Source organism: Sedimentitalea xiamensis, from assembly GCF_030164465.1.
Lineage (GTDB): Bacteria > Pseudomonadota > Alphaproteobacteria > Rhodobacterales > Rhodobacteraceae > Sedimentitalea > Sedimentitalea xiamensis.
In genome coordinates, this window is record NZ_JASNJE010000010.1 from 75,914 (window position 1) to 94,380 (window position 18,467).

12 protein-coding genes are annotated in these 18,467 nt (G+C 69.8%); 7 read left to right on the forward strand and 5 right to left on the reverse strand.

Annotated elements, in window-relative coordinates; all coding sequences use genetic code 11:
* Positions 1-21 precede the first annotated feature (21 nt).
* The 4 genes from QO034_RS10405 to QO034_RS10420 are packed head-to-tail and all read left to right on the forward strand — an operon-like array spanning position 22 to position 3,883.
* Positions 22-993 (forward strand): ABC transporter permease, encoded by a 972-nt coding sequence (locus QO034_RS10405; RefSeq protein ID WP_284485467.1) that lies wholly within the window; start codon positions 22-24, stop codon positions 991-993.
* Positions 994-996: 3 nt separating this feature from the next.
* Entirely contained in the window at positions 997-1,881 is an 885-nt protein-coding gene (locus QO034_RS10410) for an ABC transporter permease (protein ID WP_284485468.1), read from the forward strand.
* Entirely contained in the window at positions 1,881-2,867 is a 987-nt protein-coding gene (locus QO034_RS10415) for an ABC transporter ATP-binding protein (protein ID WP_284485469.1), read from the forward strand. The genes QO034_RS10410 and QO034_RS10415 overlap by 1 nt, the downstream gene beginning before the upstream one ends.
* Entirely contained in the window at positions 2,867-3,883 is a 1,017-nt protein-coding gene (locus tag QO034_RS10420; protein WP_284485470.1) for an ABC transporter ATP-binding protein, read from the forward strand. The genes QO034_RS10415 and QO034_RS10420 overlap by 1 nt, the downstream gene beginning before the upstream one ends.
* Before the next feature lie 9 nt (positions 3,884-3,892).
* Here the strand turns inward: QO034_RS10420 and QO034_RS10425 are convergent, their stop codons facing one another.
* Entirely contained in the window at positions 3,893-4,579 is a 687-nt protein-coding gene (locus QO034_RS10425) for a DnaA N-terminal domain-containing protein (RefSeq protein WP_284485508.1), read from the reverse strand.
* Between the two features lie 539 nt (positions 4,580-5,118).
* On the opposite strand from QO034_RS10425, the gene QO034_RS10430 reads away from it, so the two are divergent.
* Both QO034_RS10430 and QO034_RS10435 read left to right on the forward strand, forming a co-directional pair.
* A complete protein-coding gene (locus QO034_RS10430; RefSeq protein ID WP_284485471.1) occupies positions 5,119-6,426 on the forward strand; it encodes an AAA family ATPase in 1,308 nt (435 codons plus the stop codon).
* Positions 6,423-7,487: a ParB/RepB/Spo0J family partition protein gene (locus QO034_RS10435; RefSeq protein ID WP_284485472.1), complete on the forward strand. Its 1,065-nt coding sequence runs from the start codon at positions 6,423-6,425 to the stop codon at positions 7,485-7,487. The genes QO034_RS10430 and QO034_RS10435 overlap by 4 nt, the downstream gene beginning before the upstream one ends.
* 39 nt (positions 7,488-7,526) lie before the next feature.
* On the opposite strand, the gene QO034_RS10440 is transcribed toward QO034_RS10435, so the two are convergent.
* Complete coding sequence (locus QO034_RS10440; RefSeq protein ID WP_284485473.1) at positions 7,527-8,582, reverse strand: tyrosine-type recombinase/integrase; 1,056 nt, start codon at positions 8,580-8,582, stop codon at positions 7,527-7,529.
* Positions 8,583-8,708: 126 nt separating this feature from the next.
* On the opposite strand from QO034_RS10440, the gene QO034_RS10445 reads away from it, so the two are divergent.
* Positions 8,709-9,806, forward strand: coding sequence for a helix-turn-helix domain-containing protein (locus QO034_RS10445; RefSeq protein ID WP_284485474.1), 1,098 nt, complete (start codon positions 8,709-8,711; stop codon positions 9,804-9,806).
* Here QO034_RS10445 and QO034_RS10450 read toward each other — a convergent pair.
* The 3 genes from QO034_RS10450 to QO034_RS10460 form a co-directional block, all read right to left on the reverse strand.
* The gene (locus QO034_RS10450; protein ID WP_284485475.1) at positions 9,779-10,561 is read right to left on the reverse strand and encodes a hypothetical protein; all 783 of its coding nucleotides are present in this window, start codon (positions 10,559-10,561) and stop codon (positions 9,779-9,781) included. The two genes, QO034_RS10445 and QO034_RS10450, sit on opposite strands and share 28 nt — an antisense overlap.
* Positions 10,558-14,931, reverse strand: coding sequence for an eCIS core domain-containing protein (locus tag QO034_RS10455; RefSeq protein ID WP_284485476.1), 4,374 nt, complete (start codon positions 14,929-14,931; stop codon positions 10,558-10,560). The genes QO034_RS10450 and QO034_RS10455 overlap by 4 nt, the downstream gene beginning before the upstream one ends.
* Before the next feature lie 218 nt (positions 14,932-15,149).
* A complete protein-coding gene (locus QO034_RS10460) occupies positions 15,150-18,446 on the reverse strand; it encodes a DUF6519 domain-containing protein (protein ID WP_284485477.1) in 3,297 nt (1,098 codons plus the stop codon).
* Positions 18,447-18,467 lie beyond the last annotated feature (21 nt).

Genomic DNA, 18,467 nt, shown 5'->3' on the forward strand with positions numbered 1-18,467 from the left:
CTGCCCGATTGGATCCTGCCCGTGACGTTCCTTCAGACCCTGGCCACGCGGACCTTCTATGCGCTGATCCTGCTGCTGGCGGTGCTGGTGCTCAATTTCTCGATGATGCACCTGGCGCCCGGCGACGTGGCCGACACCATCGCCCAGTCGATGGGCGGTGCCGATGCCGAAGTCCTCGCCCAGATCCGCACCGATTACGGGCTGGACCAGCCGTTTCTGGTGCAGCTTGGCCGCTATATCGGCAACGTGCTGCAGTTCGACCTCGGCTATTCCTTCTTCTACAACCAGCCGGTGACGGACCTGATCCTGTCCCGCCTGCCCGCCACCCTGCTGCTGGCCATCACCGCACAGCTTCTGGCGCTGGTCGTGGGGGTGATCCTCGGCGTCTATTCGGCGCGCCACCCCAAGGGGATCGCATCCTATTTCGTCACCTTCCTGGCGCTCTTCGGCTATTCCGCCCCGGTGTTCTGGACCGGCATCCTGCTCCTGATCGCCTTCTCGCTGAAAATCCCGCTGTTCCCGGTCGCCGGGATGACGGATGTCACCGTCGAAGGCGGGTTCTGGGCGCATGCGGCCGACGTGGCCCGGCACATGGTGCTGCCGGTCGTCACCCTGTCGTCGATCTTCCTGGCGCTCTATTCGCGGCTCAGCCGAGCGACGATGATGGAAACGCTGGGGTCCGACTACGTGCGCACCGCCAAGGCCAAGGGCCTGTCGGAGCGGGAAATCGTCTACAAGCACGCGCTGAAGAATTCGCTGTCTCCGGTCATCACCCTGGCGGGCCTGCAATTTTCCGCCGTCATCTCCGGCGCGGTGCTGGTGGAAACCGTGTTCAGCTGGCCGGGTCTCGGCACGCTGGCCTTCCAGTCGATCATCGCGCGGGATACTCCGACCATCCTCGGCATCCTGTTCTTTTCGGCGCTCGTGGTGATCGTGGGCAATATCCTGACCGACCTGGCGCTGCGCCTCGTCGATCCACGCGTGGGGAGATAGACCATGACCGACGCCCCGATCCTTCCCGAGCGGGAAATCGAAAAGGCCCGCCACCCGCTGGCCGAAGCCTGGGAGATGTTCCGCCGCAATCACGCCGCCGTCGCCGCGCTGATCGTGCTGGCGCTGATCGTGCTGGCGGCGATCTTCGGCCCGTGGATCTATCCCACCGACCCGTTCGAAATGGTCTGGGCGCCCTTCTCGCCGCCGGGTGCGGACGGTTTCCTGCTGGGCACCGACTACTTGGGGCGCGACCTGATGGCGGCGCTGATCCACGGGGCGCGGGTGTCGATCGTGATCGGGGTCGCCGCGGCGCTGATGTCGGTGCTGATCGGTGTCACCATCGGCGCGCTGGCCGGGTTCTACCGCGGCTGGGTCGAAGAACTGCTGATGCGGGTGACGGAATTCTTCCAGGTGCTGCCGACGCTGCTGTTTTCCATGGTGATCGTGGCCCTGTTCGGGGCCTCGCTGCCGATGATCACCTTCGCCATCGGCATCGTCAGCTGGACCGCCGTCGCGCGGATCACCCGGTCGGAATTCCTGCGCATCCGCCAGCTCGAATACGTCATGGCGTCGCGCGCCTCGGGCACCGGCAACCGAAAGCTGATGTTCTCGGTGATCCTGCCCAACGCCCTGCCCCCGATCATCGTGCAGGCGGCGCTGATGGTCGGCTCCGCCATCCTGTTCGAGGCCGGCCTGTCCTTTCTCGGCCTGACCGATCCCAACGTGGTCAGCTGGGGCCAGGTCATCGGGTCGAACCGGCAGTATATCCTGGACGCGAGCTTCACCGTCACCATTCCGGGCGTCGCGATCTTCGTCACCGTGCTGGCGATCTCGCTGGTCGGAGACGGGTTGAACGACGCCCTCAACCCGAAACTGAGGCAGCGCTGATGGCCCCGCTCCTGAAGGTCGAGAACCTGCGAATCGAACTGACCACGCGCAAGGGCGTCGCCCCGGTGATCGACGACCTCTCGTTCGAACTGGGCGCGGGCGAGAGCATCAGCTTCGTCGGCGAAAGCGGCTGCGGCAAGTCGATGACGGCGCTGGGGATCATGGGGCTGCTGCCGGAAAAGATCGGCCGCATCGCGTCGGGCTCCATCACCTTCAACGGCGAGGAGCTGACCACCGCCAGCGACAAGCGGATGCGCGACCTGCGCGGCAACGAGATCTCGATGATCTTCCAGGAGCCGATGACCTCGCTCAACCCGGTCTATACGGTCGGCGAACAGATCGCCGAGGTGCTGCGCGCCCACCAGGGACTGGGGCGCAAGGCGGCCTGGGAACAGGCGACCGAACTCCTGGACGCGGTGCGCATCCCCAATGCGCGCGGCCGGGTCGGGGATTATCCGTTCCAGATGTCGGGCGGTCAGCGGCAGCGGGTGATGATCGCCATCGCGCTCGCCTGCAAGCCCCGGATCCTGATCGCGGACGAACCCACCACGGCGCTGGACGTGACCGTGCAGGCGCAGATCTTCGATCTGCTGAACGACCTGCGGCGGCAGACCGGCACCGCCATCATCATGATCACCCATGACATGGGTGCGGTGGCCGAAATGGCCGAACGGATGATCGTCATGTACGCCGGGCGCAACGCCGAACAGGGGCCGGTGGAGCAGATCATCGACCACCCGCGCCACCCCTACACCAGGGGCCTGATTTCCTGCGTGCCGCACCTGATGAAGGTGCTCACCGAAGAACGCCACACCCTGACCGAGGTGCCGGGCATCGTGCCCAGCCTGTCCGAATTCGGGCGCGACCAGTGCCTGTTCGCGTCCCGCTGCCCGCAGGTGACGCAACAGTGCCTCGACAAGCGCCCGCCGGAGATGGCCTTTGCCGATGACCAACGGTCGGCCTGCTGGCATGCGGAGGACATATGATGCGCGATTCCACGGTCGATTCCCCCTTGGTCGAAGTGCTCAACCTCAGCGTCCGTTTTCCGGTGAAACGTGGCGGCGCATTCGGCCGCACCTCCTATCTCTACGCGGTGGATGATGTCAGTTTCGACATCCGGCGCGGCGAAACGCTCGCCATCGTCGGCGAAAGCGGCTCCGGCAAGACCACCACCGCGCTCGCCGTGGCGCGGCTGGTGGCGGCCTGTGACGGCGAGGTGAAGGTCGCCGGGCAGGACTTCCTGAAACTGGACGATCAGGCGCTGCGCAAGGCCCGCGCCCGGCTGCAGTTCATCTTCCAGGACCCCTATTCCAGCCTCAATCCCCGCCTGCGCGCCGAAAAGATCGTGCGCGAGCCGCTGGACAGCATGGAGACCGTGCCCGCCGCCGACCGGCAGGGAATCGTCGACAAGCTGTTCAAGGCGGTCGGGCTGCACCCGGAACAGCAGCGCCTGTTCCCGCACCAGTTCTCCGGCGGGCAGCGCCAGCGGATCGGCATCGCCCGCGCGCTGGCGACGCAGCCGGAACTGGTGATCTGCGACGAGGCGGTATCGGCGCTGGACGTGGCGGTGCAGGCGCAGATCCTGAACCTGCTGAAGGCGCTCCAGGCGGAATTCGACCTGACCTACCTGTTCATCAGCCACGATCTGGGCGTGGTGCAGCACATGTGCGACACGATCGCGGTCATGTACATGGGCCGCATCGTCGAATATGCCGACCGGCTGAGCCTGTTCAACAGCCCCAAGCATCCCTACACGGTGGCGCTGCTCTCCGCCGTGCCCTCGGTCGACAAGGAACGGCGGGCCGAAACCCGGCGCATCCTGATCCCCGGCGATCCGCCCGACCCGGTGAACCTGCCGCCGGGCTGCCGCTTCGCCAACCGCTGCCCGGTGGCGCAGGACATCTGCCGTCAGACCGACCCGGCGCTGCGCAGCCTGCCGTCGGGCCACCGCGTCGCCTGTCATCTCGTCTCCGAGGACGGCACGCCGCCTCTGACCCCCTGACGCGCCGCCCTAGGCGATGATCGCGACCGTCGCCACGTCGCCGTCCACGGCCCTGCAGGCGGTCAGGATACGGTCCTGGAGATGGGTCTGCACATAGGCCGCGTGAAACCGGCTGGGGGCGCGCAGGACCAGCCGCCCCCCTGCCCTGTCGGCCCGTTCCAGCGCCCGCAGCCACGACCCGTATGTCGCGCCGTCCTCGCGGTGCAGCACCGCCTGCGCCAGCGCCCATTCGGTGCCCGCCGACACGTCCGGCGGCGGCACCCCCGCACCCGCCGCCGCGCGGAACGGCACCACCGAATCCGCCACCGCAGGACCGTCCAGCCGGATCACGAAATCCGGGCCGACGGCGGGCCAGTTGTCGCGCGTGTCCGCCAGCATCCGGTCCCGGTCCATGGCATATTCCGTCACCCGCCCCCGCGCGCCCTGCCGGCGCACCACCAGCCAGCCCATCGCCCGCAGCCGCGCCATCTCGCGTTTCACCGTGCGTTCATCGCAGGACCACAGCCGCGCAATCTCGCGCTGGCCCACCGCCAGTTCGTCGCGCGCCCAGTTGTAGCGCGCCGTGACCAGGGTGATCAGCCGCAGCACCCGGCGCTGATCGGTCTTGCCCAGCGACAGCGCATGGGCGCCAAGAGCCGTGATCAGGTCGTATTTCATCGCCGACGCATTGCGCCCGACGGGTTTCATGTTGAGCATCCGCTCTGCTTTCTGCGCCAATCCGGTTGGCTGCCTCGGGGTCGGGATCTGGCGTCCCTTCTGGGTGAATGCGATGAACACCGGATAAACTCAGCGTTCTTCACCATCTGTCAACGATTAGCGTCCGGAAGCGCGATTCTGTCAAGACTTAATCCGGCCGTGGCAATTGCGGCCCCAATCCGGATTCAAAAAAACTGGTATTAATGGTATTGGGGGACAGTCAGGATGTCCCCTATTGGGCCTCGTTTGTCCCCCAATCGGTAGCGGGTTTCAAAAGACTGTCCCCCAATCCGTTGTGGCTCTGCACAGAGCACCGTGGGCGTTTCCGAATCGCCCGGCCTCTGCCGCGCCCCTTGTTTTCAACGGGTTTCGCGGAAAATCGGAAATCCCTCTTTCCATGATATTCCGGTTTGCCAAAATTCGCAAATCAACGTAAATAGGAAGACAATCCGAATTAGCGTCCCGGCGTTTCGGGCAAATCAGAAAAACGGGAAAACAACCAGAGCGGAACAAGTGTCCCCGCGGGGACAGGAGGCAAGATGTTCACACACCAGGACCTGTCGCAGCTTCAGACCCAGTCGCTGAAGATGCAGGGATTCATTCGTCAGCAGACCTATTCCCCCGAACTGGAAAAGACCCTGCGGCGGTTTTCCAGCTGGGAGGTGGCGGAGCTGATCTTTCGCGTCAACCAGTCCACCATGCGCGGCCGGATGGCGGCGGACCCGTCGCTGCCGCAGGGCGCGGTCGAAGAGGACGGACGCCAGCGCTGGTATACGCTGCAGGAGGTGAACGAGCTGCGCCGCCGTCTCAAGGTCAACCGCAAGTCGCTGATGCCGCCCCGCCCCGCCGGGCGCCGGGCGATCCGCGCCGCCATCGCCAATTTCAAGGGCGGGTCGGGCAAGTCCACGGTGGCGCTGCATTTCGCCCATGCGGCGGCGCTCGACGGCTACCGGGTGCTCTGCGTCGATTTCGACCCGCAGGCGACGCTCAGCCATTCCATGGGCCTGTCGGACGTGTCCGAGGAGTTCACCGTCTGGGGCATCATGGCGCGCGACCTGATCCACGAGACCGAACGGATGAACAGCGCCGCCCAGGGGGCCGAAAGCGGCGCCGCCCTGCCCCGCCGCCGCCTGCCCGCGTCGATCACCGACATGGGCCTGGCCGATCTGCGCATCGCCGATTTCATCAAGCCGACAAGCTGGCCGACCATCGACATCATCCCCAGTTGCGCCAACGCCGCCTTTGTCGAATTCGCCAGCGCGCAGTATCGCCATCTCAACCCGGAATGGTCGTTCTTCGCCGCCGTGTCGCGCTATCTCGACGCCCTGCCCGACGATGCCTATGACATGATCATCTTCGACTGCCCGCCCGCCATCGGGTATCAGTCGATGAACGCGGTCTTCGCCGCCGACGTGCTTTATGTGCCCTCCGGTCCCGGCTACTGGGAATACGACAGCACCACTTCCTTCGTCGGCCAGCTGGCCGAGGCGCTGGAGGACCTGGGCCGGTTCGGCGCCTCTGTCCCCGCGGGGACATTGCGACTGCCGAAGGAATTCGCCGACATCCGGTTCCTGCTGACCCGTTACGAGCCCAATAACGAACTGCACCGCGCGATGCAGTCGGCCTTTGTCAAGGTTTTCGGCGATAGGGTCGTGCAGCATCCGATCGAGATGACCCGCGCGGTGGAACAGTCCGGGCGGTTTCTCAGCTCGATCTATGAAATCGACTATCGCGACATGACACGCGAGACATGGCGGCGCGCACGGGCGTCTTTCGATCAGGCCTATGACGAATTCAAGGGCCACCTGATTGCCGCCTGGGACCATATCGAGGAGGTTGAGGCATGACCAAGAAACGACGCGTGTTCGACATCGAATTCGACGAATCCGCCGCCGCTGTCCCTGCAGGGACAGCCGAAACCCGGCGCGGGCCGATGGCCACCGCGATTACCGAAAACGCCGAGGCGCTGACTGCAAGGCAGGCGGCGGAAACCGCGATCCGGGCGGAAAACGATGCGCTGGCACATGAACATGTGCGGCTGAAAAAGGCCGGGCTGATCACCGACCTGATCCCGCTTGACGCGATCCGCACCGGCAAGCTGACCCGCGATCGCGCGCCGGGCCGCGATCCGGAAATCGACGAACTCAAGACTTCGATCCGCAGCATCGGACTGTCCAATCCGATCCGGGTGGAAAAGCTGGCCGACGGTTACGAACTGATCCAGGGATACCGCCGCCTGACCGCGTTCCGCGAACTTTTCGAGGAAACCGGCGACGCGCAATTCGCGAAGATCCCGTCGGGGCTGAACGCGGGCGGCGAGGAACTGCAAAAGCTCTACCGGCGCATGGTCGATGAAAACCTCGTGCGGCGCGGGGTCAGTTTCGGCGAAATGGCGCGGCTGGCGATGGCCTATCGCGCCGAGGATCCCAACGTGGAAAGCTATGACCGGGCGGTGGAACTGCTGTTCGCGTCTTCCGGGCGGCAGCGGCGCAGCTATATCAAGCTGTTCGTGCGGCTGATCGGCCAGATCGGGGACCATCTGAAATATCCCGAAGCCTTGCCGCGGGCGCTGGGGCTGAACCTGCTCAAGCGGATCGACGAACAGCCGGCGCAGATCCGGCAACTGGCGGCGGTGCTGGCAAGCGAACCGGACCGGAGCGCCGAAGACGAGCTGCGGCTGCTGAACGGGTTCCTGTCCGCCAAGGCGGCGCGGCCGAAGACGGTGGCGCAGAAATCCGCCAAGACGACGTTCCGGCTGTCGCGCCCCGAAGGCATCGCCAAGTGCACCGCCGCCGATGGGCGGGTGGAATTGCGGCTGGAACGGGATTTCAGCGGCTTGGAACGCCAGCGGCTCGAAGCGGCGGTGCAGGCGTTTTTCGACAGTCTGGACGCGGCGGATCGCGGCTAGGGCAGGGGGCGGGACCGGATCTGTCCCCGCGGGGACAGATCAGCCCAGAAGGTCCGCGGCCGGGTTTTCGGCGATATCCACGTCATCGTAATATTTCTGCGCCTGCGCCATCGACCGGTGCAGGGACAGGCGCATCGCCGCCTGGATCGGCGCGCCGTCCAGCGCCGCCTGGGTCAGGAACCCGCTGCGCAGCCCGTGCGGGGTGGCGAAATCCGGCGGGTAGCCGGCCAGCGCCAGCCGGTGCCGGACAATCTGGTAAATCGCATCGGGCGACAGCGCCCGTTTCAACACCCGGTCGGCGCGTGACACCGGACGGAACAGCGGGCCGTCGGAAATCCCGCCGACCTCGATCCAGTGCACCAGCGCCTGCGCCGCGCGGCCTTTCAGCACCAGCCGCGGTGTCGCGCCGCGCGCGGTGGTCTTGGTGCCGGTCAGGGCGATCCAGACCAGCCCCTTGGCGGCAAACTCCTTCAGGCCGACGTCGGCGCGCATCAGCGACACGATCTCGCTGCGCCGGCGTCCGCCACTGGCCCAGCCCAGCATCAGCGCCGCCCGGTCGCGGCAATCGCGCCGGGTTCCATGGCAGGTGGCGAGCAGGGTTTCCAGCACCTCGCGGGTGATCGGATGCGCCGATTTGGGGGCAGGGGCGCGGCCATTGGCGCGGCGTCCCTTGGCGCGGGCCTGGCGGATCAGCGGGCTTTCGAAGGGGCTGGGCAGGTTCTTCATCCGGTGGAAGGCCCGCCAGCTGGCGATGCGCCGGTCCAGCGTCGCCGGGGCAGGGCAGGCCAGCCCCCGGCGCAGACCCCGCGCGACAAGGGCCTGTGCTGCGGCGCGGGCCGGGTCGTCTTCGGGGCCGCCGGACAGGTCACGGCTGTGATCCAGCACGAAGGCCAGCGCCACCTTGTCGGCCTCCGGCCAGCCGGGGGCGGCGCCGAACCGGGCGGCTTTCCAGGCGGTGATGTAGATCATGTCGCGCTCATAGGCGCGCAGCGTGTTCTCGGGCGTGCCGCGCACATAGAGATCGTGCAGCGCCGCATGATCCGCCCTGGACAGAGTCGGCACGTGCGAAGGAAGGAGCGGCGCAGGGGCTGTCATGCCGGTCAATCTGCGCCGGATCGGCTTCAAAGTCCAGAAACATGATAACAGTATCTTATCGTGTATAATTACGACCAAAGAAAATTACTCTAGTAGCGAGCATAATCATCGAATAATGATCGTTACATGGCCAAGCGTACGGATGACATTTACGAAGACGGGATCGGCCGGACGTCGATCTTCGACGCGGAACCGCCGGCGGAGGCGGATCTGTGGTTTCTCGCGCCGCCGCCGGAAGACAGCGCGCCGACCGACATGCCCTGGCCGATGGCGGCGCGGCAGGCGAGCCTTGACCCGGATCTCTGGCGCGATGCGGAGGCGCGCTGTTATCGCGGCCTGCTCGACGCCGCGCAGGCGGTGGCGCGGTTCGGAGAGCGGTTGCGCCGCTGTCCCGAGGGGGCCGTCCGGCGCATCGCGCTGCGGTCGGTGGCGGCGGCCTTGCATGGCGAAGGCACCTGGCTGCCGCCGGAACAGATCGCGCTCTACCAGGTGCTGCGGATCGGGGCCGATGACAGCGCCCGCGACCTGGCCCGCGCCGGCTGGGCGGTGCGGCGGCTCTGCGGCGGTGCCGGGGCACCCGGTCCGCTGGACGGGCTGCACGGGTTTCTTGGCCGCGACACGGTGCAGAACCCGCAGGCGCCGCCGGGCGAGGACCGGCCCGTGGGCGCGGAACTCGACCTGTTGGGCGACCGCTGGGCCGCTGCGGTCGCGGCACTGGCGGACCTGCACCCGCTGACCCGCGCGGCCTACGGGTTCGCGGTCTGGCGCGGCGAAGCGCTGACCCCCTGGGACGACCTGCTGGAACCCGCCGTGGCGGCGATGCTGGTGGGGGCGGGTGGCCTTGCGCCATTCCTGCCGCTGGCGGTCGGGCACCGGCTGGACCGGGGCGCGCTGGCGCCGGGGCCGGAGGCGGTGCAGGCGCGTCTGGCGCAATTCCTCGCGGCGGCGGAGGCAGGGGCGCTGGCCGCCCTGCGGGACCTGGCCCGGCTCATCGACTGGGCCGCGCGGGCCGGTGCTGCGACCGCCGACCTGTCCGGAAAGACCCCGCCGGCGCTGATCGACGCGCTGACCCGGTTTCCGGTGGTGTCGGCGGAACTGGTGGCCGAAACCGCGGGCTGTTCGCGCCCCGCCGCGCGGCGCAACCTGGCCCTGTTCACCCGGTGCGGGCTGATCCGGGAAATCACCGGGCAGGACCGTTACCGGTTCTGGACCGTCGCGGCGTGACGGGCGGTCACGGCGCAACCGGTTCCACCGTCCATTTCTGCCGCGCCGCGGGATGTCGCGCCGGGGCGCAGGGGTAGGGCTGCAACGGCCATCAGCGCCGCCGTGAGGCAGGCCAGATCGGGATCGTCCACCGGCTGCTTTTCACCGGCGCGCAGGCGGAACGGTTCAGGCACCGCGTTCAGCCCGTAGGCCCGGCCAAGCGCATCGCACAACGCGGCTTCGCCCGGCGCAAAGACCATGCCCAGCCCGTCAAAGGCCGCCGGGTCGTCCGGATCGCCGCCGTCCGCGTCGAGGATCGCCAGCCCCGGCCCTTGGGTCACGCGCGCGGTCTGTGTCGGGCCCGCCGCGTCCCAGTCCAGCCGCAGGGTGCGAAAGGGTTCGGCCCATGTCTCGGGCCGGACGGCGGCGTAGTCCCGCGCGGCCTCGGCGAAGGCGTCGATCAGCGCGTCGTCGCGCACCTCTGCGAAAGCGCCGGGCAGGGCGATGTCGAGCGCAATGCCGCCCAGCAGGCTGCGGGTGGCACCGTCGAGCGGCGCGACGGCGAGGCCGAGCGCGGTCGCGTCCTCCTTGAGTGCCGGTTCGGCCAGGATGTCCGCAGGATCCACCCCGGCGAGAAACCGTGGCAGCACCTCGGCGAGGCCGTTGCCGAAGATCGACGGCTGCTCCGGCAGGCCGGGAAACAGGAAATAGGCGATCCGGCCGCGCGCCGCGTCGGTGCCGTTCAGCGGGCCGATGGCGAAAAGGCGATGGGTCACGGGTTGACCCCCGCCGCCCGGTCGAACCGGTCAAACAGTTGCAGGATTTCTCGGCGCAGGCCGGCGGTGTCGCTGAAGTCCATCATGCGGACTGCCTGATACACCAGTTCGACGGTGCGCAACAGGTCGGCGCGGCTGCGGTTGGCGATGGCGGTGCCTTCGCGGAAGCTGCGCCCGTCGATGATCCGCGCGTCGGTGCGCCGCCCCGCAGGAGCTGCGCCCATGGCGGAGGCCGGATAGATGCCGCCGCCCGGCGATTGCAGGCCGCGCCGGGTGCGGCGCTGCGGGTCCAGCATGTCGGGGCCGAACATGTCCCCCCGGACGCGCCCGCCCGCCGGATCGCCGAACAGCCGGGCCGTGGGCGTGGTCTGCATCGCCATCAGCGCCAGCGGCGAGGTGGCCGCCGCAATCGGTCGCCGCCCCGGTTCGGCGCCGAACATGACGCCGATCAGGTTCTGGATCACCGGCGGGCCGCTGCCGGTGCGCAGCGCCTGGGTGACGGCGGCGGTGACGCCGGGGCCGGAAAAGCCGGCCTGCGCCAGCGACTGGGTGATCTGCGGATAGCGGCCAAGGGCCGGGACGATGATGTTGCCGACCGAGTCCGGCGATGACACCCGGCCGCCGCCCTGTTGCCCGATGATCGGGGTGTTGCCGACCTGCATCGGCGCGTCGCCGCGAAACTGCAGGCGCTGGCTGTTGCCGGGCTGTGTCGCCACCTGCCCCGGCCCCCGGTCGCGCAGCGCCGCCCCCAGTTGGCTCGGGTCGTCGCCGGGCTGGATGTTGGGCTGCGCGCCGGGCGCGTTGCGGCCACGGGCGCGGGCGAACCGGGCGCGGCCGATGTCATGCACCATGCGGTAGACGCCTTCCTCGTTGCCCGAGATTACCCGCCGCACGGTCTCTGGCGGGCTGTTGGCGGCGACCACGCGGGCGCTGCTGCCGCGCCCCTGCAGCGCCAGCACCCGGATCCGGTAGCGAATGCGCCAGATCGCCAGTTGCGCGCGCAGGCGGATGCGGCTGACGCCCCGCGCCAGCAGGCTGCCGATGCGCGGACGCAGCGCGGCGACGGCGCGGCGCAGCCGTTCGGCGCGGCGGCGCTCCTGTTCGCGCTGACGGCGACGGCGGCGGTCGGCGGCGCTTTCGCGGCGCTGGCCCCGGTTGTCGCGGCCCCGCCTGCGGTCGCGGTCGGCCCTGCGGCGGCGGTTGCTGCGCCGGTCCGCCCTGGCCCGCGACCGCGCCCGGTTGCGGGCATTGCCGCCGCGCCCTCCGTCGCGCCGCCGCCGGCCCGGCGCGCGGCGGCGTCTGCGCCGCCTCAGCCGGTCCATCAGGGCACGGAACCGGCTGGCGATGCGCTGGATGATCCGCCCGAACGGCCGGGCGATGGCCCCGACGACGCGCCGGATCAGCCGGTCGACCCCGAGAAAGGTCAGCACCGCGTCCAGCGCCGCCACGATGCCAAAGGCCAGCGCCCGCGCGAAGGCCACCGCGCCATTGCCCCGGTTGGCGACCTGCATGACGAATTCGAAGAACGCCGAGGCGGCGGAAAACAGGGACTGCACAAGCGCATAGGCCCCCCGGATGCCGTCGATCACCACCATGATCGCCCCGGCTCCGGGGATCAGCTTGGTCGCCAGGGTGGTGGCCAGCCAGATCATCGCCGCCGCGCCGATGCCGGGCAGCAGCGCCGGCAGGTTGTCGGTGAACAGGCCGATCATGTTCATCGCCAGCCCGGTCAGCATTTCGTACCAGTTGGGCGGCAGCGCCAGCAGTACCTGCAGCACCGGCAGTTTCATGAAGATCCATTGCCGGAACGCGCCCTGGAGCTGGTCCCACAGGTTGTTGCGGATGCCGTCACCGGCCTGGGACAGCCCCGCCGACAGGAAGGCGCCGATGCCCATGCGGGTGACGCGGGTCATCAGCCGCATGAACTGGCCGAGCGCGGCGGCCAGCGCCGCGATGGCGCTGGCGAGCTTGTCCACCAGCCCGGCGTTCTCGGCCCGGATGCGGTCCAGTTCCGCGTCCATTTCCGTGATCGCGCGGTCCCGTTCGGCGGCCAGCGCCTGCTTGGCGGCCTCGCCGGCGGCGGTGATCCGCTGTTCCATCTCGGCAAAGCCCTGGGTGGCGCGGGCCAGCGCGGCCTGGGCGGTTTCGTCCATGCCGGTCGCATTGTCGGCGACAAGCTGGTCGATGGTTTCGCGCGCCGTGCGCAGCGTCGCGCGACAATCGGTGATGGTCTGGTCGATATCGGCGGTGATCTGCGCGATCAGCCCGTCGATATCGGCGATATACTGGTCCCGGTGCCGCTGGTAGAGCCGCTGCACCTCGGGCACCGAATTGATCGACAGGATGGCGTCGCGCAGCCAGCGCGCCGCGCCCCGCAGCCCGGAATACCGCCGCCGCTTCAGATCGGCGAGGTCGCTGCGCACGCCGCTGGCGAAGGCGGTCAGCCGCGCCGCCTGGCGTTCGCGGAAACTGGCGACCGCGTCGGTGGTCAGGCTCGACAGGCGGGTGTTCACCTCGGTCTGGGCGGTCTGGTAGGTCGATGTGATCTGGTCGGCCAGCGTCTGTTCGGCGGCTTCGTCGGCGGTGCGGGTGCCGGTCTGTTCGCCGCTGACCGTCGCCTGCCCGGCGGTGCGGCCCGCGTCCATGTCGGCCTGCGCGCCGGTCTGGGCGTTGGCGAGGCTGGCGCCGGCGGCGTCGCGGGCGCGGGTTTCGGTGCCGCGGGCGCGGTCCGCCGCCTGGTCCACCTTGTCGTCAAGCCGGGTCTTGTCGTTGCCGATCTCGCGCAGCGGGCCTTCGTCGGCCTTTTGCAGGGTCTCGTCGCCGGCGTCGTGCTCGGCCAGCGCGGCGTCGGCCTGGGCGCGGAATTCGGTGGCGTCCAGCGCCTCTTCGTTGACCGGCGGCGGCACCGCCTGGGTCAAGGCCGGGTCGGCCGACGCCGGGGCGGGCAGGGGGTCGGGCTGCGGCACGGCGGGGGCGGGGGGCGCGCCGAGCGGCGGGTTGTCGACGGCGGACAGGGTCTGGCGCACCGGGGCGGTCTGCGCCTCGGCCTGTCCGGAAATGGCGTCCGCCAGCGGCTGGCGGCGTCCGGCGCCTCCGGGGCTGGCGAAGTTTTCGAGATCCTCGATGCTGCCCGGCGTGGTCGATGAAATCGCGCCGCGCAGGGCCTGGCGGGCGGCGGCGGGATCGCCGGAGGGCACCTCGGCCTGTTCCAGCGTGGCGGTCTGGCCCTGCTGGCCGGCGGCTTCGGCGGCGTTTGGCGGTGGCGCGGCGGCGGCCTGGGCCGCGCCGATGCGGGCGGAAGCGCCTTCGTTGGTGGACAGGGCGTCGGCGCGTTCGTCCAGCCGCCGTTGCGCCGCCGCCGCCCGCGCCGCGCCCCGGTCGCCCTGGATACGTCCGAAGGTGCCGCCGCCACCCGCGCCGCCACGGGCCGGGGCCGGTTCGGCTTGCGTCTGGCGGTCGCGGTCCGCCCGCTCGCCCGCGCCGTCCCCGGCCTGGCCCTCGCGCTTGCGGTCGGCGGCTTGCCGGTCCTTGCGCGGTTCGGCCCGCGCCGGGGTCGCGCCGGCGCCCGCGGCGCTGCCGGCGGTCATCACGTTGGGGGCCGATGCGGCGGTCTGGGCGCCGCCCTGTGCGGTCTGGGCTTCGTCCGGGGCCTTGGCGGGGGCGTCGGGCCGGGACGCGGTGCCGGCGGTTCTGCGGGCGGCGCTGTCCACCAGCTTGCCCCCGGCGGGGCTGAGGGTCGAGGTCATCACCGGCGTCAGGACCGGCACCGGCCCGGCGCGGGTCGCGCCGAGACCGTTCGTCGGCAGGGCGACCACCGGCGACAGCGGACCGGCCCCGGCGCGCGCCCGCCGCATGATCCGGCCCCGCGTCGTCAGCCCGGTCAGGGACAGGTTGGCCGGCCGCCCGGCGACCGCATTGTCGGCGGCGGCGCGGGCGGCGGTTTCGGCGCCGTCGCTGGCCGAGGACACGGCGGCGTGGCGTTGCACCACCTGCCCGCCGCTGCCGCGCTGCTGGATCACATGGGCGACCTCTTCGGCGATGAGATGATCGCCGCCGGGGGTGCCGGGCCGGAACCGCCCCGGCGCGAAGGCGATGTCGCGGCCGCTGGCGAAGGCGTCTGCCTGCAACCGGTCGGTGGCCGCGGCCGCCGCGCCTCCGGTGTGCACCCGCACGTCGGCAAGGCGCGTGCCGAAACTGGTTTCAAGCCGCTTGCGGGTCGAAACTGGCAGGGCCGAGCCGCCGGTCAGGCTCGATTGCAGCGCGCCGATTTCGCGCGCGCCGAACGGGTCGGGCGCCGGTTTCGCCGGCGCCTTCGCGGCGGCCTGCGCCGGTTGCGCGGCCGTGGGTGCGGTGGTGTGGCCGCGGGTCATGGTCCGCCCACCCGGATGTCTGGCAAACCCCTGTGCCAGAACGGTTTTGAGGGAAAGCAGTGCTTTCCCTCACTCAGGGATTTGAACCCTGTGTACCATAAAATCACGTTATCCTTACACGAAACACTATGTTGCGAACCGCTGCCAGACACGTGACGCCACGATCCTATCAGAAAGGCCGTTGTCCTGCCAGTGTTTCCTGTCATGCCGTCCCCCCGTCAGGTCGGAATTTCGACGATTTCCGCGCGGCCCGGCCCGGCGAACCCGCTGGTCGGCAGGGCCGCCGCCGCGCCACCGTCGGACACTTTCCAGACCGTGCGGGCCGGGTCGTGCAGCGGGGTCAGCGGACGGAAGCGCACCCCGTTCGTGGTGAACAGGCAGGTGTTGCGTTCGATCTGCACCATCGCCCCGAAATGGCCCCAGACGCGGATGCCGTCAGTCGGGGACAGCGGGCGCAGAACGTCGTCCTGCGGCACGGTGTGGGTGCTGGTCACGCGGTTGTTGCGCACCGAGACGCTGACCGAGGAGCCGACGAAGATGCCCCAGCGGCTGCGTTCGAACATCGGCAGGGTCAGGTCGATGCGGTTGCCGTCGACCTCCACGTCGCGGAACAGGGCGACCCGGCCCGACGGGCCGCCGGTGGCGGCGCTGGATGCGCCCACCCGCACGCCCTGGTAAAAGCCGCGGATCCGGTTGCCGGAAATCTGCACGGTCTGCGCCAAGGGATCGGTGGCGGCGTCGGACGGATCGCCCGCGACCCGCCGGACCGGGCCGCGCGGCGCGGCGACGACGATGCCGGCATGGCCATAGACCGTATCCGCGGATTCGGCGATGGCGGACCCGATCTGGCGCAGGATGCCGCTGACCAGCGTGGGGACGGACACGTTGCCCGGCGCGAGACCAAGCGCGAAGCGGGCGATGCCGCGCCGCACCCGGCGGACATGGGCGCGCATATGGGCCTGGGTGGCGGGGGTGATGCCGGTGGGGTTGGCGGCGGCGATGCGGTCCCACTGGAAGGCGCGCATTTCGCCATGGGTCGAGAACCGCACCGGCAGGCGGCCCCATCCGGCCAGCGCCACGCCGCGCCGCCCGTCGCCGCCATAGTCCAGATCCACATCCGACCCGCCGACGAAGATATTGGTGTCGACGTTGAAGCTGAGCTGGCTCAGGAACACCCGCCCGACCAGCGAGGCGAAGCCGTCATCGGCCATCCGGTCGCGGACCGACATCCTTGCGTCGCGGGTGACGATCTCGCAATCCTTGACCGCCAGGTCGAGCACACCCAGCGACAGCACCCCGGTGTCGTTCAGCCCCAGCAGCAGGTGGCAGTCGCGCAGGCGGGCATAGCGGATCGCGCCGTCGCGGGTGGCGTCGATGCGGATCGCGGCGGTTCCGTGCGGCGCTTCGGCGGCGGACAGGATGGTGACGCGGTCGATGTCGACCGCGCCGCAATCCTCGATCCGCAGGATGCTGGCCCCGGTGCCGGAGGCGCGGATCGTGAAATCCTGCAGCGTCACGGCGCGGCAGTCGCGAAACCGGAAGGTCGGGCGTTGCGTTTGCAGCAGGCTGCCCAGCCCGATGCCGGTGATGGTGATATGGCCCTTGTTGGCGACCTCGATCACCGACGGGATATCGCGGGTGAACGGCCCGAGACAGAGCCGCGCGTCGCCGCCATCGGGGATCGCGTCGATATAGTCGCGGATATCCGCCCCTTCCGGCACCGGGATGTCGCCGCAGCCGCCGGTGGCCCGTTCGAACAGTTCGTCCAGCGCCTCCTGCACCGTGCCCGAGTCGCTGCCGACGCGGCCGCCGTCATAGGACACGTCGTCGGCTTCGATCGCGCAGAGCCGCGGAAAGCGGCTGTCGAGCCAGGCTTCCAGCAGCATCGGCTGTCCCGCCGGGGTCTGGCGCAGCACCGCCAGCGGCGCGAACAGGCGTTCCGGCCCCTGCGGCTCCGGCCGGGTCGGGCCGTTGGCGTTGGCGCCGCCGGTGCGCGCCTCGTATTGCCACCAGTCGCCGGGTTCGAAACTGCCCGCGATGTCGGCCTCGATCCCCTGTTCCAGCGGGTGAACGCCGTCCGCCGTGTGCCGGATCAGCCCGGACCAGCGGCGGATCTTCAGCCCGGCGGCGCCGAAGCGGCCGGTGTCCACATCGGTGACGGGGGTTTCGTCCACCGGGTCCAGGAGATCGAAGATCCGGTTCGACCCGGTGATCTCCTCGCCGCCGGACAGGCGCAGCAGCCGTCCCGCCGCGCGGCGCGGGCGGCGCAGCCCGGACGCCGACAGGGTGGCCGGGGCGTCGTCGCCCAGCTCCGTCGCGTCGCTGAGCAATTCGACCAGGTCGCCGTCGCGCAGGTCGGCATCGGCCTGCACCACGAGGCTGCTGGCCGGGGCCGGAATGACCAGCGTGTCGGGAAACCGTGCCGCGAAGAGTTCGGAGCCGTTTTCGCGCGACCATTTGAACAGGGTCGCGCCGCCGGGTCCGTCGCCATGGACCTCGATCCGGTAGAGCCTGTTTTCCGGTCCGGTGTAGCCGCCCGGCACCGGCAGGTCGCAGGGATCGGGGGTGACGGTTTCATTGGCCACCCCAAGCCGCACGGTGCCGCCGGGCAGGTCCGAGCGGGCGAAGGCGGCGGCGATCGCCTCCGGCGTCATCGCGCCAACACGGGCCAGCTTGACCTGGTGGGTGGTGCGGGTGCGGGTGGTGGTGTCGATGTCGCCGCCGAGAGCGGTTTCCAGGATGCCCGCGTCCTCGATCGCGGTGATGTGGCGTTCATAGGCTTCGACATAGGCGACGAGCCGGGTGTCGGAACCGCTTTGCGCCTGGCTGGCCAGCGCCGCGCCGGCGGGATCGGCGAGGGCGGGCCAGGCGCCGCCGCCGGTGCGAAACGGCAGGCCGTCGATTTCATAGCTGCCCGGAGCGCAGTGCAGCACCGGCGTCTGGCCCGCATTGGCGCGGGTTTCGATCAGCGCGACCCAGTAGCGGGCGGCGGGATCGACAGAGAGGGTCAGCGTCGCGCCCGACGCGGTGGTGTCGATCGCCTGGAACTCCGGCCCCGCCGGCAGCGCGATGGCGGTGCCGTTCAGCGTCGCGCTGGCGCCGCCGTTGTCGGCCCGCACCCAGAGCCGGATCGCGGTCGCCGCCGGCAGCGGCGCGGAGAGCGCGACCGTCACCGCGCCGCCTGCGCCGCCGATCCGCAGGCCGGGCAGCCGGTCGAGATACTTGTGCCCGTAGTCGCGCACGGCCTCGGCGGTGCCGGACAGGGTGAAGGCGTTGCCGAGGTTGCCGTCGAACTGCGCCAGCAACCGCCCCGGCGTGACCAGCAGGCCGAGATCGGGCGAGCCGGCATGGCAGGCGGTCATCCGCAGCGTGTCGCGCAGGCCGGTGTCGATGGCGTCGCCCATCGCCGCGATGTCGGAATCCAGGAGCGCCCGGCCCTGTTGCAGCAGCACCCGGCGGTAGGACTGGCCCCGTTTGCGGTCGGGGTTGAAGCCTCTGGTAAAATCTCCCTTCATGGCGGGCCACCTTTCCTTCCT

Coding starts and splice junctions, on each gene's coding strand:
- QO034_RS10430 (WP_284485471.1), top strand. CDS start 5,119: ATGTTCACACACCAGGACCTGTCGCAGCTTCAGACCCAGTCGCTGAAG.
- QO034_RS10435 (WP_284485472.1), top strand. CDS start 6,423: ATGACCAAGAAACGACGCGTGTTCGACATCGAATTCGACGAATCCGCC.
- QO034_RS10425 (WP_284485508.1), bottom strand. CDS start 4,579: ATGCTCAACATGAAACCCGTCGGGCGCAATGCGTCGGCGATGAAATAC.
- QO034_RS10445 (WP_284485474.1), top strand. CDS start 8,709: ATGGCCAAGCGTACGGATGACATTTACGAAGACGGGATCGGCCGGACG.
- QO034_RS10460 (WP_284485477.1), bottom strand. CDS start 18,446: ATGAAGGGAGATTTTACCAGAGGCTTCAACCCCGACCGCAAACGGGGC.
- QO034_RS10455 (WP_284485476.1), bottom strand. CDS start 14,931: ATGACCCGCGGCCACACCACCGCACCCACGGCCGCGCAACCGGCGCAG.
- QO034_RS10420 (WP_284485470.1), top strand. CDS start 2,867: ATGCGCGATTCCACGGTCGATTCCCCCTTGGTCGAAGTGCTCAACCTC.
- QO034_RS10410 (WP_284485468.1), top strand. CDS start 997: ATGACCGACGCCCCGATCCTTCCCGAGCGGGAAATCGAAAAGGCCCGC.
- QO034_RS10440 (WP_284485473.1), bottom strand. CDS start 8,582: ATGACAGCCCCTGCGCCGCTCCTTCCTTCGCACGTGCCGACTCTGTCC.
- QO034_RS10415 (WP_284485469.1), top strand. CDS start 1,881: ATGGCCCCGCTCCTGAAGGTCGAGAACCTGCGAATCGAACTGACCACG.